Genomic DNA, 15,117 nt, shown 5'->3' on the forward strand with positions numbered 1-15,117 from the left:
CTCATCAACGTAAACGGAACCCGTCTCGGTGCAGGAGCAGCCACCATCCCGCAGCACCAGCGTCCGGTGGTCGACCCCGCCGTCGCCGCGTCTGACGCCCCAACCCAAACCACAACGAACCGTTCGCTGGCCGCCCGGACGAGTCCCGGTGCCAGACAACCGAGGGCCCGCGCGACTGCTGAGCCCCGTCGCGATCACCGTTCGATCATGGTCGGGGACGGAGAATGCTTTCGAGTTGTTAGCACCCCGCAACCAGTTCCTCGAAACACGTGATGCAACGAGCGGGGGTCACCACCTCGCCGCGACTCCCGGAGTGTGGCCGTACGCCACCAACCGTTCCGACCTCGCATCCGGTGCGCGCACGGCGTCCATCACTCTGGGACGTCGATCGGAGCGGGAGTCGTTCAAGCCCGCGCCCCGCGAAGACAGCTGAGGTCCAGATCGAATCACAGTGGGCCTCCCGATGCGGCATGCCGTGGTCGATCCTGCCTTTCGCAGCAGCAGAAAACATCCTCGTTGCTATGCGCGCCCAATCGCGTCGGATCGCATCGGACTGGTCGGGTCCACTCACCCAGACCGCCCACGCGAGGCGCAACGCGGCCAGCTTGGACGATCCGAAGTCGCTCCCCGTCCCGGGTACGTCCACTCTCCGGCCGGCCCGATCGCCACGGTCTGCGTAGGGGATCGACTTCGCGCAATGCGTTTCACGTGAAACGGCGTCAGCTCCCGTGACCAAGAGCCACCGGTCCACTGCCCGCGCCCCGAACGGAGGACTCCGATCCCGAACGGCCTCAGCCGCCAGTTCATACCTCACGCAGCCCGGTGTCAGCACGGCCGCCGTCGCGGGTGCTTCCCGTGTCGACATGCGCGACGTTTCACCCGGGGCACCTACCCGACCCGCGCCGGTCGAGACGGGCGGTGAGCGAGCGCCTCACTATCGCGTCCCGAGGACCTTCGCGGCCCTCCAGGACGGAAGCACCATCGTGTCCAGCTGTCGGGTGCTCATCGTGGACTGGCGCCACTACCCAGAACTCCGCGATGGCTCCGTGTCAGCTGACCAACCCCCCGCCACCACCGGCGTAAGACCCGGGCTCGGCATCCACATGCGCTGGGGAGCGAGCTGCACAGGCGATGCACCCCGACGCTCTTGCCAAGGGGCCACACGGTTCTCAAATATTCATCCGATCTCGGCGACACACTCACGCCGCCCCAACGAGCTGAACCACCCCGAGGGCACCCGTCACCTCGCATTCGGCACCCGACCGCCGCACGGGAAGATCCGCAACCCACGGGGGCGGTAGCCGATGCTCTGCGCCGTCGGGGACCGCCTCGACGACCGCGCTCCCAGACCAACGTCGCCTGCGAGGAGGGACGTCTCACACCTGCCCGACCGGAGAGGTCAGATAAATCCCAGATCAGCGGTACAAATAGGTCACGAGGGTAGGATCGAGTTCAGCGCACAACCGTCGCCAGGAAAACCCGGGTCGGCTCATCGAGCACATCTTCTCCCACGACCTCGACGGAAACGTCCTGCAGACCGTACTTCCGCACCTGCTTCGCCGCGGCATCCACTTCAGCGCCGACGTTGGCACCCTTCAGGAACACCAGGCGGCCTCCGGGGCGTACGAGCGGCGCTGTGAACGGCAGGAGCGTGCGCAGTGCGCTGACGGCACGCGCGGTCGCGACGTCGAAGACGCGCCCGCGGTCCCACTCCTCGCCGCGCATACGCTCCACCGTGACATTCTCGAGTCCGAGGTCAGCCACCTGCTCGGTCAGCCAGGCGGTGCGCCGCTCCATCGGCTCGATGAGGGTGAATTCCACATCCGGCCGAGCGATGGCCAGGACGAGGCCGGGCAAGCCGGCCCCCGACCCCACGTCGACGGCGCGACCCGTGAAGTACGGCGCCGCGATCGCGCTGTTCAGAATGTGCCGCGTCCACAGGCGGGGCACCTCCAGCGGACCGATGAGCCCGCGCGCCTCGCCGTGTTCCGCGAGATTCGCCGTGAAGCGGCGCGCGCGCTCGATCCCGGCGCCGAAGAGAACGGCCGCGGCGGCGGGCTCGGACTCGAGCTGTACCTGCACGATGATTCTCAGGCGCGGCGCAGCACGGTGTGACGGTCTGCACCCTCCCCGAAGGACTCCGACGAGTATCCGCGGTCCGCAGCGATGTCGTGGACGAGCTTCCGCTCATAGCTCGACATCGCCGGCAGGGATGCCTGCGAGGCACCCTCTTCCAGTCGCTCGATGGCGCGATCGACGAGCGTCTCGAGCTGACGCTGACGAGCATCGCGCGAGCCGCCGATATCGAGGATCAGGCGGGAGAAGCGTCCCGTCGAGCTCTGCACGGCCAGCCGGGTCAGCTCCTGCAGGGCCTGCACCGTGTCGGGGTGCGAAAGCGTCGACAGCGCATCCGCATCGTCGGCTTCGACCGACACATACGCTCGACCGGCGCGCACGTCGAGGGCGAGGTCGCCCTCGATGTCGGCGATGTCGAGAAGGCCCTCGAGGTAGTCGGCGGCGATGTCGCCCTCCTGCTCGAGCTGCTCTTCGGTCGCAGCCGTCTGCTCGGGGGCCATCTGATCTGACGTCGTCATCGTGATCTCCGGATCTCAGGAGGCGGGGGAGGAGCCGGGACTGGCAGCGGACCCGCCCGCTGCACCGGTGTTCTTGGTCGACTGCTGCTTCTTGGCACGCTGCTTGCCAACGGGCTGCTGACGCTTGGGGGCCGCGGCACGAGCACGCTCGGCCTCTTCGAGCAGACGCTGCTGCTCGGCTTCGTACTTCTCGATCGGTACGACCTTGCCCGAGGAGTCGATCGCCTTGCCCTTGCGTGCCAGGCGCTCCTCACGGGCCTTGGCCGCGTCGGAACCGGGAGTCGGCATCTCACGGATGACGATGAACTGCTGCACCATGGTCCACAGGTTGCTGACGAACCAGTAGATGACGACGCCGAGCGGGAAGAAGACGCCCGAGAAGATGAACGCCAGCGGCAGGATGTACAGCATGATCTTCTGCATCTGGTACGCCTGACCGGTCTTGGCCTCGGGCGACAGGTTCTTCGAGATGATCTGCAGCTGCGTGAAGAACTGCGAGCCGATCATCAGCACCACGAGCGTCAGCAGGATCGCGACGGTCACCTGACCATCGGACTGGCCCCAGGCCGTGACGAGGTTGACGTGCATGGATGCCACGTCGAACAGGCGGGCGTCGTAGAACTCACGCGTGAGCTCCGGCGTCAGCAGACCCACGCCGCCCTGGTTGCTGTTCGCGTGCTTCGACACGTCGTTCAGCACGCTGAAGAGCGCGAAGAAGATCGGCATCTGCACCAGGAGGGGCAGGCAGCTCGAGACGGGGGTGGTGCCGTGCTTCTTGTACAGCGCCATCGTCTCGCGGCTCATGGCCTCGCGAGAGAGCTGATCCTTCTTGCCGCGGTACTTCTCCTGCACCTTGCGGAGCTCGGGCGCGATCTCCATCATCTTGCGCTGGCTCTTGATCTGCTTCACGAAGAGCGGGATCAACGCCGCGCGCACGATGAGCACGAGGCCCACGATCGACAGCACCCAGGTCAGGCCCGCTGCCGGGGCCATCCCCAGGGCGGTGAACAGGGCGTGCCATCCCACCAGCACGAGTTCGACCGCCCATTTCAGCGGCCAGAGGATGGTTCCGATGAGATCGAATTGCACGATCAGTCCTTTCGGGCAGGCACGACGAAACCGTGCCGAGTGAGTTCGTGGCGGAAGGCCCGGTGAGGACGGACGTCGTCGATGCCACCCTGAGCCCAGGGATGACACCGTGCGAGACGGGCCGCGGTGAACGCGATGCCCTTCACGAGTCCATGCTGCTGCACGGCGCCCACCGAATAGGCGGAGCAGGACGGGTAGTACTTGCACACGTCGCCGTAGACGTGCGAGATCGTCGCCCGATACGCATGCAGCAGGGCGAGCCCCGCATTACGGGGGAGCAGGGGGATGGATGCCACGACGGCGTCGCTCGCCAACCGCGCCGAGCCGGTCGCCGATGTCGGAAGTGTCGAGGCGCTCATGCCGTGGCTTTTCGTTCGAGGCACCTCACCACGTCGGCGCGAAGCGTCGCGTAGTCGGTCGTGGCAGCCGAGGGGAGGGCACGGATGACGATCGAGGCGCCCCCGCGGATGGACGGGAGCGCCTCGGCGCACACCGCCTTGAGGCGGCGGCGGATGGTGTTGCGGGTGACCGCGGAGCCGACCTGGCGGCTCACGATGAAGCCGAAGCGAGGCGAATCGGTCTCAGCCGAGGTGCCGACGTAGGTCACGGTGTGCGCTCCGGCACAACGAGAACCCCGTCGGACTGTGGCTTTGTAGTCCGATCCGCGGGTGAGTCGGTTCGGCTTCGCGAGCACCGGTCGGGTCAGGCCGAGAGCTCGGTGCGGCCCTTGGCGCGACGCGCCGAGAGGATGCCGCGGCCGGCACGCGTGCGCATGCGGGCACGGAAGCCGTGCTTCTTGGCACGACGACGGTTGTTGGGCTGGAAGGTGCGCTTGCTCATGGGTCACTCCGGAGGTGGTGTCGCCCGATGCTCTTCTGCCGGGGACGGGGTCGGGACTGCCGTATAGGCATAAGTCAACCGACTAAGGCTACGTCGAGCGCGGCCTTAACTCAAACCGAGAGAGCGACCGTTCATTATCCCCAGGCGTTGTCCACAAGCATGGCAAAGACACGCGGCCGGGTCTTACAGTGGATTTTGCTCCGTGAGAGCCGCGAACTAGCGTGGCCCCGGAAGTTATCCACAGGTTCGGCGCGACTCGTCGATCGCCCGTCGCGTCTAGATCCCGGAGGGGATATGTCTCTGCACGAAGTACCGGATGTCCCCGTCTGGTCGGCTGTGCTGGACCATCTTCTCACCGACGATCGCGTCACCCCGCAGCTGCACGGCTTCCTCAACCTGGCCGTCCCGCAGGGCGTGATGGGCGGCACCCTCTACCTCGACGTGCCGAACGACCTGACGGCGGCGCAGTTCAACAAGCGCATGCGCGCGTCGATCCTGGAGGCCCTCGCTCAGGTCCAGGGTGATGACCCCGCGGTGGGCACTTTCCGCGTCGTGGTGAACCCCGACCTCGTCGAAACCCACCGATCCTCCTCGGCGCGCGAGCGAGATGAACGCGCGTCGTCCACGCAAGCGGCCGCGGCCCACTCCGCCGTGATCGAGCAGGCACCGGAGCCGATCGTGCCCGCGTCGCGCAACGACACCAGACTGAATCCGAAGTACACCTTCGACAACTTCGTCATCGGTCAGTCCAACCGCTTCGCGCACGCCGCTGCCGTCGCCGTTGCCGAAGCCCCCGCCAAGGCCTACAACCCGCTGTTCATCTACGGCGACTCCGGGCTCGGCAAGACGCACCTCCTCCATGCCATCGGCGATTACGCCGCGAGCATGTACGCCGGCATCCGCGTCCGGTACGTGTCGAGCGAGGAGTTCACGAACGACTTCATCAACTCGATCGCGAACAACCGCGGCTCCGCATTCCAGGCCCGCTACCGCGACGTCGACATCCTCTTGATCGACGACATCCAGTTCCTCCAGGGTCGTGCCGAGACCCAGGAAGCGTTCTTCCACACGTTCAACACCCTCCACGACCACGACAAGCAGGTCGTGATCACGAGCGACCTGCCGCCGAAGCAGCTGACCGGCTTCGAAGACCGCATGCGCAGCCGGTTCGAGTGGGGTCTCATCACCGACGTCCAGGCGCCCGACCTCGAGACGCGCATCGCGATCCTCCGCAAGAAGGCCCAGAGCGAGCGACTCCTGATTCCCGACGACGTCCTGGAGTACATCGCCACCGTCGTATCGTCGAACATCCGGGAGCTCGAGGGTGCGCTGATCCGCGTCTCCGCGTTCGCCAGCCTGAACCGCTCGACGCTCGACATGTCGCTCGCCCAGACGGTGCTGCGCGACATCATCGACCAAGACGACGCCAACGTCATCTCGCCGACCGACATCATCACGGCCACCGCGCAGTACTTCAAGCTGTCGGTCGACGACCTCTACGGCTCGAGCCGCTCGCAGGCCGTCGCCACCGCACGACAGATCGCGATGTACCTCTGCCGCGAGCGGACGAGCCTGTCATTGCCGAAGATCGGCCAGCTCTTCGGCAATCGCGACCACACCACGGTGATGTACGCCTACAAGAAGATCAGCGACCTCATGAAGGAGCGTCGCTCGATCTTCAACCAGGTTTCGGAGATCACCAGCCAGCTCGGCCGTATGCGCTGAGAGCCCGTCTCCCCCGAGGTGTCCGTCCGAGTCTTCGGGCGGACACCTCGGTCGTTTTCGCCCCTGAGAAGCGCACTCCGCGTCTCGCACGACCTCTCCCGAAGAGGTTCTACACAGTGTGGAAAACCTGTGGATAACTCGAAATTCCTGCGGATGACATGTGCACGGAGCTGTTAACTCTGTGGAGGACGCGATGGTCCACACTGCCCGGCGGCGCGTTAACCACCCAGGCTCTCCGCAACGCGTCCACAGTTAACAGGGGTCGCGATCCCTGCTGTTATCAAGCGTGTCGGGAGTTATCCACACTGTCCACAGCGGTTAAGAAGATGAAGACCCTTTCCCTTTGTTAAGAGAGATTCGATGACCTCGTGATGGGAGACGGCTCGACGGGTCGACGGCAGCGAGGGCACTAGCATGGGTAAGCCATACCCGCCGTCAAGGGAGCGCCCGTGAAGTTCCACGTCAATCGCGATGTGTTCAGCGAAGCCGTCTCGTTCGTGGTCAAGCTCCTGCCTCAGCGCAACCCGCAGCCGATCCTGGCCGGTGTGCTCATCGAGGCGGGCGAGCAGGGACTCACGCTCGCGGCTTTCGACTACGAAGCGTCCGCGCGCACGACGATCGAGGCGACGGTCGACGAACCCGGCACGATCCTCGTGCACGGTCGCCTTCTCAGCGACATCGCCAGCCGGCTGCCCAACGCGCCGATCCAGATCGCCGTCGACGACGACGGAGGAATCCTTCTCACGTGTGGTTCGGCGCGGTTCACGCTCGCCTCCATGCCCGTCCAGGAATACCCCGCGATCCCCGAGGTGAGCGGCGAGTCGGGGCTCGTCCCCGCCGATGATTTCGCCACGGCCATCGCACAGGTCGCGTTCGCGGCCTCCCGAGACGACGTCACCCCGGTTCTCACCGGCGTCCAGCTCGAGGTCACCGGTACGCGCCTGAGCCTCGTCGCCACCGACCGCTACCGTGTGGCGTTGCGCGAGATCCCCTGGGACGGCGGGTCGACGGCATCCGACGAACCCACCACCGCCCTGGTGCCCGCGCGCACCCTCCAGGAGGTCGGCAAGACCTTCGCGCACGGTGGTGACATCTCGATCGCCTTCTCCGGTTCGGGGGACCGAGAGATCATCGCCTTCACCGCCGGCAACAAGACCGTGACCTCGTTGCTGATCAAGGGCAACTTCCCCCCGGTCCGCCGCCTGTTCCCCGCGCAGACCGAACACCACAGCGTCGTCAACACCGCCGAGCTCGCCGAGGCCGTGCGTCGTGTCGCCCTTGTTCTCGATCGCTCCGCGCCGTTGCGCTTCACCTTCGGACCCGACGGCGTCTCGATGGACGCCTCGGGCACCGAGCAGGCCCGCGCGACCGAGTCGGTCGACGCCACCCTGGTGGGCGACGAGGTGACCCTCGGCCTGAACCCGCAGTACCTCCTCGAGTCCCTCGGGGCGGTGCGCAGCGAGTTCACGCGGATCACGTTCACCTCCAGCGACAACGCCAACAAGCTCAGCCCGGTTCTCGTCACGCCGCAGACCTCGGTCGACAAGGGCGGCGAGGGCTCGTTCAAGTACCTGCTGCAGCCGAACCTGCTGCTGCGCTGAGCAGGCTCCGGTCGCCGTGTCGGAGGCGACGGGTAGTCTGACTCGGTGATCGTGGAACAGCTCGGACTGAAGGACTTCCGCAATTACGCGGGGGCCGATGTCTCGCTGTCGGCGGGTGCGAACCTGTTCGTCGGTCGGAACGGCCAGGGCAAGACGAATCTCGTCGAGGCCGTGGCCTACCTCGCCACGCTGGGCTCCCATCGCGTCTCGAGCGACGCCCCCATGGTTCGCGACGGAACGGATGCCGCGATCATCCGCGCGCGCCTCGCCCACGGTGAGCGCAGCGTGCTGCTCGAGCTGCAGCTGAACCGCCAGGGGGCCAACAAAGCCCGCGTCAACGGGGTGAACGTGCGGACGTCCGAGCTTCCCCGGTACGCGCAGGTGGTGCTGTTCGCCCCCGAAGACCTCCAGATCGTGCGCGGAGATCCATCGGCCCGGCGGCGGTTCGCCGACCAGTTGATCGTGCAGCGCACCCCTCGGATGTCCGCGGTCCTCGCGGACTACGACCGTGTGCTCCGCCAGCGCAGCGCGCTTCTGAAGTCCGCGCGGGCGCGTGGCGTGCGTGGCGACGCGCTCAGCACCCTCGACGTGTGGGACGACAAGCTCGTGGCCCTCGGCACCGAGGTGATCGAGGCGCGTCTCGCGCTGGCATCCGATCTGTCCGCTCCGGTCGCTCGCGCCTACGCATCGATCGCCGGCGACGATCACGGCCCCCGACTGTCCTGGGCTCTGTCGGTCGGCGGTGGGGATCCCGAAGAGGGCGACGCCGCCGACGCGGAACGACCGGCGGGCCCGCTCGCCGAGCAGTTCCGTGCCGCTCTGGCCGCCCGGCGTTCCGCCGAGCTCGAGCGCGGTCTGACACTCGTCGGCCCTCACCGCGACGACCTTCTGCTCGAGGTCCGCGGTCTGCCCGTCAAGGGGTACGCCTCGCAAGGGGAGTCGTGGTCGGTGGCATTGGCGCTGCGGTTGGCATCCGCAGAACTCCTGCGCGCCGAGTCACGCCTGGGCGACCCGGTGCTCATCCTCGACGACGTGTTCGCCGAGCTCGATGCCGGCCGCCGCACGCGACTGGCCGACCTCGCGGGCGGGTACGAGCAGGTCATCGTCACGTCGGCCGTCGAGGAAGACGTCCCCGACGGACTGCGCGCGCACGTCGTGCGGGTCGAAGCCGGCCGGATCGGCGAGTCCGTCGATGAGTGACGAACCCGACCTCCCCGAGACCGTGGCGACCTACCTGCGCCTGCGCGGTCTCGAGCCGTCGCCGTATCGCAAGAAGAAACGCCGCCGTCGCAGCGACGACGGAAAGAACGCGCCGTTCACACCGGGTCGCGACCCGCGCGGTCTGGGCGACGTGCTCTCGGCGCTCACCCGGTCGGCCGGCTGGGAAGCGCAGCTGTCGCGGGAAGACCTCGTGCGCACCTGGGACGAGGTCGCCGGGGCCGACACGGCGTCGCACACCCGACCCGTGGCACTGGATGCCGGAACACTGACCGTCCAGGCCGACTCGACGGCGTGGGCCAAGCAGCTCCAGTTGATGCGTGCGCACATCCTCTCGGAGATCCTCCGCCGCTACCCGGAGGCGGGTGTGGAGTCCATCCGCTTCGTGGGCCCCGACGTCCCCTCTTGGAAATGGGGGCCCAGAGCCGTTCCAGGCCGCGGCCCGCGCGATACCTACGGCTAGGGCATGGTCGGTCCCGGGTCGACACGATTTCTCCCCGTATAAGGGCGTACAGGCGATTTCGGCGACCCTCGCGCGGTAAGATGGAGGTTCCGACGAATCGATCTGGAGCGCGTTCACTCATGACGTCCGAAAACCCCGACAGCGTTTCCGAGGAACCCCGAGCGACCACACCCGCGAAGGTTCCCAACGAGTACGGGGCAGACGCCATCCAGGTGCTCGAAGGTCTCGAAGCCGTGCGGAAGCGTCCCGGCATGTACATCGGTTCCACCGGTGAGCGGGGCCTGCACCACCTCGTGCAGGAGATCGTCGACAACTCCGTCGACGAGGCCCTCGCCGGCTACTGCGACACGATCGACGTCACCATCCTCAGCGATGGAGCGGTGCGCGTGATCGACAACGGCCGCGGCATCCCGGTCGACATGCACCGCACCGAGGGGAAGTCGACCGTCGAGGTCGTGCTCACCGTGCTGCACGCCGGTGGAAAGTTCGGCGGCGGCGGATACGCGGTCTCCGGTGGTCTGCACGGCGTCGGCTCGTCGGTCGTCAATGCTCTCTCGACGCGCCTCGAGGTCGAGGTGCAGCGTCAGGGTCATGTGTGGCGCCAGTCGTTCCGCGACGGCGGCGTCCCGCAGGCGCCGCTCGAAAAGGGCGAGGCCAGCGACGAGACCGGCACCTCGATCACGTTCTGGCCGGATGCCACGATCTTCGACACCGTCGACTTCGACTACGACACCCTCCGCACCCGCTTCCAGCAGATGGCGTTCCTCAACAAGGGCCTGCGGATCAGCCTGCGCGACGAGCGTCCGCAGTCGATCGTCACCGAGGGTGAACCGGGCGCGGAGGTCACCGAGGCGCGTCACGACTCGTTCCTCTACGAGCGCGGCCTCGTCGACTACGTTGAGCACCTCAACCGCGTCCGCAAGGCCGACGTCGTCAACGACGAGATCATCGAGGTCGAGTCGGAAGACACCGACCGGAAGATCGCGCTCGAGCTGGCGATGCAGTGGACCACGGCGTACACCGAGAACGTCTTCACCTACGCCAACACCATCAACACCCACGAGGGTGGCACGCACGAAGAGGGCTTCCGCGCAGCACTGACCACGCTGGTCAACCGTTACGCCCGCGCGAACAACCTTCTCAAGGAGAAGGATGACAACCTCACCGGTGACGACATCCGCGAGGGTCTCACCGCGGTGATCTCGGTGAAGCTCTCGGAGCCGCAGTTCGAGGGCCAGACCAAGACGAAACTCGGCAACACCGAAGCGCGTGCGTTCGTGCAGAAGGTCGTCGGCGACAAGCTCGGCGACTGGTTCGACCGCAACCCCGGCCAGGCGAAGAACATCATCCGCAAGGCGATCGACGCCGCGACCGCCCGTCTGGCCGCCCGCAAGGCGCGCGAGACGGCCCGTCGCAAGAGCGTCTTCGAGTCGGCGGCCATGCCCGACAAACTCAAGGACTGCACGTCGAAAGATCCGTCGATCAGCGAGATCTTCCTCGTCGAGGGCGACTCGGCCGGCGGCTCCGCGGTGCAGGGCCGTGATCCCCACACGCAGGCCATCCTCGCCCTGCGCGGCAAGATCCTGAACGTCGAGCGCGCGCGCCTCGACCGTGCACTGGGCAACAAAGAGGTCCAGGCGATGATCCAGGCCTTCGGCACCGGCATCGGCGAGGACTTCGACATGGCCAAGGCGCGGTATCACAAGATCGTGCTGATGGCGGATGCCGACGTCGACGGTCAGCACATCACGACACTGCTGCTCACGCTCCTGTTCCGCTACATGCGCGGGCTCATCGAGGCGGGCTACGTCTACCTCGCCCAGCCGCCGCTGTACCGCTTGAAGTGGTCGAACCACCCGCACGAGTACGCCTACAGCGACCGGGAGCGCGACGCGATGCTCGTCGACGGTCAGGCCTCGGGTCGCCGCATCCCGAAGGACAACGGCATCCAGCGCTACAAGGGTCTCGGTGAGATGAACGATCACGAGCTCTGGGAGACCACGATGGATCCGGAGACCCGCACGCTCAAGCAGGTCACGATCGACGACGCGGCCGCGGCCGACGAGATCTTCTCGGTCCTGATGGGCGAAGACGTCGAATCGCGACGCAGCTTCATCCAGCGCAACGCCAAAGACGTCCGCTTCCTCGACATCTGAGTCCGGCCCCGCCGACGACGAACGACGCACACGAAACTGAGAACCCATGGCTGACGACACCACTCCCGGGCCCGACGAGGCTCGCGACGTGCCCGCACACAACCACGGCAGGATCGACCAGGTCGATCTGCAGCTCGAGATGCAGCGGAGTTACCTCGACTACGCGATGAGCGTCATCGTCGGTCGTGCCCTGCCCGACGTCCGCGACGGCCTCAAGCCCGTGCACCGCCGAGTCATCTACGGCATGTACGACGGCGGTTTCCGTCCCGACAAGTCGTTCTCCAAGTGCGCCCGCGTCGTGGGCGAGGTCATGGGCCACTATCACCCGCACGGTGACGCCCCCATCTACGATGCTCTCGTGCGCCTCGTGCAGCCGTGGTCGCTGCGCTATCCGCTGGCTCTCGGCCAGGGCAACTTCGGCTCGCCCGGAAACCAGGGCGCTGCCGCCCCGCGCTACACCGAGACCAAGATGGCCCCGTTGGCGCTCGAGATGGTGCGCGACATCGAAGAAGAGACCGTCGACTTCGAGGACAACTACGACGGGCAGACGCAGGAGCCGACGGTGCTTCCGTCGCGTTTCCCGAACCTGCTGGTCAACGGCTCGGTCGGCATCGCCGTCGGCATGGCCACCAACATCCCGCCGCACAACCTCCGCGAGGTGTCCGCCGGCGCACTGTGGGCCCTCGAGCACCCGGATGCCACCCGTGAGGAGCTGCTCGAAGCCCTGATGGACCGCATCCCCGGTCCCGACTTCCCCACCGCCGCGCAGATCCTCGGAACCCGCGGCATCAAAGACGCCTACCGCACCGGACGCGGATCGATCACGATGCGCGCCGTGGTCAACATCGAGGAGATCCAGGGCCGTACGTGCCTCGTGATCACCGAGCTGCCGTACCAGGTGAACCCCGACAACGTCGCGGTCAAGATCGGCGACCTGGCCCGCGAGGGCAAGATCACGGGCATCGCCGACATCCGCGACGAGACCTCGGGTCGCACCGGTCAGCGATTGGTTATCGTGCTCAAGCGCGATGCGGTGGCCAAGGTCGTGCTGAACAACCTGTACAAGCACACGCAGCTGCAGGAGAACTTCGGCGCCAACATGCTGGCGATCGTCGACGGCGTGCCGCGCACCCTCCCGCTCGACGGGTTCATCAGCCTGTGGATCGACCACCAGGTCGAGGTCATCGTGCGGCGCACGCGCTACCGCCTGCGCAAGGCCGAAGAGCGCATGCACATCCTGCGCGGCTACCTGAAGGCGCTCGACGCGCTCGACGACGTCATCGCGCTCATCCGTCGCTCGCCGACGGCCCAGGATGCCAACGAGGGCCTGCAGAAGCTCCTCGACATCGACGACATCCAGGCTCAGGCCATCCTCGACATGCAGCTGCGTCGCCTCGCTGCGCTCGAACGACAGAAGATCGTCGACGAAGCCACCGAGCTCGAGGCCCGCATCGCGGATTACCACGACATCCTCGCCACGCCGGGACGCCAGCGCACGATCATCCGCGACGAGCTCACCGCGATCGTCGACCGCTTCGGCGACGATCGCCGCACCGAGATCCTTCAGGGTTTCGACGGTGACGTCTCGATCGAAGACCTCATCGCCGAAGAAGAGATGGTCGTCACGGTGACCCGCGACGGTTACATCAAGCGCACGCGCAGCGACAACTACCGGTCGCAGCACCGGGGTGGCAAGGGCGTGAAGGGCGCGCAGCTGAGAGCAGACGACGTGGTCGAGCACTTCTTCGTCACCACCACGCATCACTGGCTGCTCTTCTTCACGAACAAGGGACGCGTCTACCGCTCCAAGGCGTACGAAGTCCCCGAAGCGGGCCGGGATGCCAAGGGCCAGCACGTCGCGAACCTGCTCGCGCTCCAGCCCGACGAGGAGATCGCGCAGATCCTCGACATCCGCGACTACGGCGTCTCGACCTACCTCGTGCTCGCCACACGTGCCGGCCTGGTCAAGAAGACCCGCCTGGCGGAGTACGACACGAACCGACAGGGCGGTGTCATCGCCATCAAGCTCCGTGGACAGGCGTCCGAGGAGGGCGACGACACCGAACAGGGCGGTGCCGACGAGCTGGTCAGTGCGCTGCTGGTCGACGAGGGCGACGACATCCTCCTCATCAGCCGGCTGGGTATGTCGCTGCGGTTCTCCGCGACCGACAGCGCCCTGCGACCAATGGGTCGCTCCACCTCGGGTGTGAAGGGCATGGACTTCCGCGAGGGCGACAGCCTCCTCTCGGCATCCGTGGCGAAGGACGACGAGTACGTCTTCGTCGTGACCGAGGGCGGCTACGCCAAGCGCACGGCGGTCACGGAGTATCGCATGCAGAACCGCGGCGGCCTGGGCATCAAGGTCGCCCGTCTCACCGACGATCGCGGCGTCCTCGCGGGCGGCATGATGGTGTCGGCGACCGACGAGGTCCTTGTGGTTCTTGCCAGTGGCAAGGTGGTACGCTCCTCCGTGGCCGAGGTGCCTGCCAAGGGACGCGACACCATGGGTGTCGTCTTCGCCCGCGCAGGAGGCGATGACAGGATCATCGCGATCGCCCGGAACGCAGAGCGGAACCTGGCCGAGACGACGGAGAACACCACGGAGCCCGCCGCTTCCCCCGCGGACGAGGCTGACATCTCCGCTTCCGAGACCCCCGACGAAAGTACTGACGCATGAGCACGGTAGCCGACAAGCTCGCCAAGAAGTCGACTCACAAGACCCCTGCCAAGCAGGTGCGGCTGCGCCTGGTCTACATCGACTTCTGGTCGGCCGTGAAGCTGTCGTTCCTGGTCGCGGTGGCCCTGGCCATCGTCACGGTCGTGTCGTACTTCCTGATCTACCTCGTGATGTCCGCCACGCTGCTCGGCAAGCTCGATGAGTTCTTCACGAGCTTCACCGACGGCGGGGCGACCCTCTCGCAGTACATCGGGCTGCCGCAGGTGATGGCGTTCGCGGCGATCGTGGCGATCCTCAACCTCGTCGTGGTGACCGTTCTCGGTGCCGTCATGGCCGGCATCTACAACCTCGCCGTCAAGGTGACGGGCGGACTGCTGGTCGGTTTCACCTCCAACTGACGTCGATTCGTGAAAACCTCGCAAGTCCGGTAAAGTCTTCGAGGTTGACGAGATCACGTCAGCGAGACGGGGCTATAGCTCAGGCGGTTAGAGCGCTTCACTGATAATGAAGAGGTCCCAGGTTCAAGTCCTGGTAGCCCCACCCCTTCCCTCGCGGGGCCTTAGCTCAGCTGGTAGAGCGCCTGCTTTGCAAGCAGGATGTCAGGAGTTCGAATCTCCTAGGCTCCACGATAAAGGCCTCGTCAGAAGAAAGTCTGGCGGGGCCCCATTCGTTTTACTACCCCGCTGATTCACGCGGGATGCAAGCAGCGTCGGTACAGGCACGTCTAGCGACGCGCGCGTTGCCGTGCCTGAGC

Annotated in this window: 13 protein-coding genes and 2 tRNA genes; 9 read left to right on the forward strand and 6 right to left on the reverse strand. The window is 66.4% G+C overall.

All coding sequences use genetic code 11. The features are described 5' to 3' along the window. Nucleotides 1–1,452 precede the first annotated feature (1,452 nt). From rsmG to rpmH, 6 genes are read right to left on the reverse strand one after another with little or no spacing between them, the layout of a single operon-like run. Entirely contained in the window at nt 1,453–2,082 is a 630-nt protein-coding gene (gene rsmG / locus ACK4LS_RS06260) for a 16S rRNA (guanine(527)-N(7))-methyltransferase RsmG (RefSeq protein WP_409714803.1), read from the reverse strand. Nucleotides 2,083–2,090: 8 nt separating this feature from the next. Then, the gene (locus tag ACK4LS_RS06265; protein ID WP_409714806.1) at nt 2,091–2,594 is read right to left on the reverse strand and encodes a protein jag; all 504 of its coding nucleotides are present in this window, start codon (nt 2,592–2,594) and stop codon (nt 2,091–2,093) included. A gap of 15 nt (nt 2,595–2,609) precedes the next feature. Next, the gene (gene yidC, locus ACK4LS_RS06270; protein ID WP_409714809.1) at nt 2,610–3,683 is read right to left on the reverse strand and encodes a membrane protein insertase YidC; all 1,074 of its coding nucleotides are present in this window, start codon (nt 3,681–3,683) and stop codon (nt 2,610–2,612) included. Between the two features lie 2 nt (nt 3,684–3,685). Continuing rightward, complete coding sequence (gene yidD, locus ACK4LS_RS06275; RefSeq protein ID WP_409714812.1) at nt 3,686–4,042, reverse strand: membrane protein insertion efficiency factor YidD; 357 nt, start codon at nt 4,040–4,042, stop codon at nt 3,686–3,688. Beyond that, the gene (gene rnpA, locus ACK4LS_RS06280) at nt 4,039–4,377 is read right to left on the reverse strand and encodes a ribonuclease P protein component (protein WP_409714815.1); all 339 of its coding nucleotides are present in this window, start codon (nt 4,375–4,377) and stop codon (nt 4,039–4,041) included. Before rnpA ends, yidD begins: the two co-directional genes overlap by 4 nt. Nucleotides 4,378–4,385: 8 nt before the next feature. Then, entirely contained in the window at nt 4,386–4,523 is a 138-nt protein-coding gene (rpmH, locus tag ACK4LS_RS06285) for a 50S ribosomal protein L34 (RefSeq protein ID WP_055952712.1), read from the reverse strand. 417 nt (nt 4,524–4,940) lie between these two features. Between rpmH and dnaA the strand changes: the two genes are divergently transcribed. From dnaA to ACK4LS_RS06330, 9 genes are all read left to right on the forward strand, one after another. Continuing rightward, a complete protein-coding gene (dnaA, locus tag ACK4LS_RS06290; protein WP_409714975.1) occupies nt 4,941–6,248 on the forward strand; it encodes a chromosomal replication initiator protein DnaA in 1,308 nt (435 codons plus the stop codon). 449 nt (nt 6,249–6,697) lie between these two features. Beyond that, entirely contained in the window at nt 6,698–7,849 is a 1,152-nt protein-coding gene (gene dnaN / locus ACK4LS_RS06295; RefSeq protein WP_409714819.1) for a DNA polymerase III subunit beta, read from the forward strand. Between the two features lie 45 nt (nt 7,850–7,894). Then, nucleotides 7,895–9,049, forward strand: coding sequence for a DNA replication/repair protein RecF (recF, locus tag ACK4LS_RS06300; protein WP_409714822.1), 1,155 nt, complete (start codon nt 7,895–7,897; stop codon nt 9,047–9,049). Next, entirely contained in the window at nt 9,042–9,530 is a 489-nt protein-coding gene (locus tag ACK4LS_RS06305) for a DUF721 domain-containing protein (protein ID WP_409714825.1), read from the forward strand. The genes recF and ACK4LS_RS06305 overlap by 8 nt, the downstream gene beginning before the upstream one ends. Before the next feature lie 119 nt (nt 9,531–9,649). Next, on the forward strand, nt 9,650–11,686 hold the full coding sequence (gyrB, locus tag ACK4LS_RS06310; RefSeq protein ID WP_409714828.1) for a DNA topoisomerase (ATP-hydrolyzing) subunit B: 2,037 nt from the start codon (nt 9,650–9,652) through the stop codon (nt 11,684–11,686). 46 nt (nt 11,687–11,732) lie between these two features. Then, a complete protein-coding gene (gyrA, locus tag ACK4LS_RS06315) occupies nt 11,733–14,363 on the forward strand; it encodes a DNA gyrase subunit A (protein ID WP_409714831.1) in 2,631 nt (876 codons plus the stop codon). Continuing rightward, nucleotides 14,360–14,761 carry a DUF3566 domain-containing protein gene (locus tag ACK4LS_RS06320; protein ID WP_409714834.1) on the forward strand — a complete coding sequence of 134 codons (402 nt, stop codon included), beginning with the start codon at nt 14,360–14,362 and terminating at the stop codon, nt 14,759–14,761. Before gyrA ends, ACK4LS_RS06320 begins: the two co-directional genes overlap by 4 nt. Before the next feature lie 68 nt (nt 14,762–14,829). Beyond that, nucleotides 14,830–14,903 (forward strand) — tRNA-Ile (locus ACK4LS_RS06325). A 13-nt stretch (nt 14,904–14,916) separates the two neighbouring features. After that, nucleotides 14,917–14,989 (forward strand) — tRNA-Ala (locus ACK4LS_RS06330). The last annotated feature ends 128 nt before the right edge of the window (nt 14,990–15,117 follow it).

It is taken from the genome of Microbacterium sp. (genome assembly GCF_046295495.1).
Taxonomy (GTDB): domain Bacteria; phylum Actinomycetota; class Actinomycetes; order Actinomycetales; family Microbacteriaceae; genus Microbacterium.

Coding starts and splice junctions, on each gene's coding strand:
- dnaA (WP_409714975.1), top strand. CDS start 4,941: ATGGGCGGCACCCTCTACCTCGACGTGCCGAACGACCTGACGGCGGCG.
- gyrA (WP_409714831.1), top strand. CDS start 11,733: ATGGCTGACGACACCACTCCCGGGCCCGACGAGGCTCGCGACGTGCCC.
- ACK4LS_RS06320 (WP_409714834.1), top strand. CDS start 14,360: ATGAGCACGGTAGCCGACAAGCTCGCCAAGAAGTCGACTCACAAGACC.
- rpmH (WP_055952712.1), bottom strand. CDS start 4,523: ATGAGCAAGCGCACCTTCCAGCCCAACAACCGTCGTCGTGCCAAGAAG.
- ACK4LS_RS06305 (WP_409714825.1), top strand. CDS start 9,042: ATGAGTGACGAACCCGACCTCCCCGAGACCGTGGCGACCTACCTGCGC.
- ACK4LS_RS06265 (WP_409714806.1), bottom strand. CDS start 2,594: ATGACGACGTCAGATCAGATGGCCCCCGAGCAGACGGCTGCGACCGAA.
- yidD (WP_409714812.1), bottom strand. CDS start 4,042: ATGAGCGCCTCGACACTTCCGACATCGGCGACCGGCTCGGCGCGGTTG.
- gyrB (WP_409714828.1), top strand. CDS start 9,650: ATGACGTCCGAAAACCCCGACAGCGTTTCCGAGGAACCCCGAGCGACC.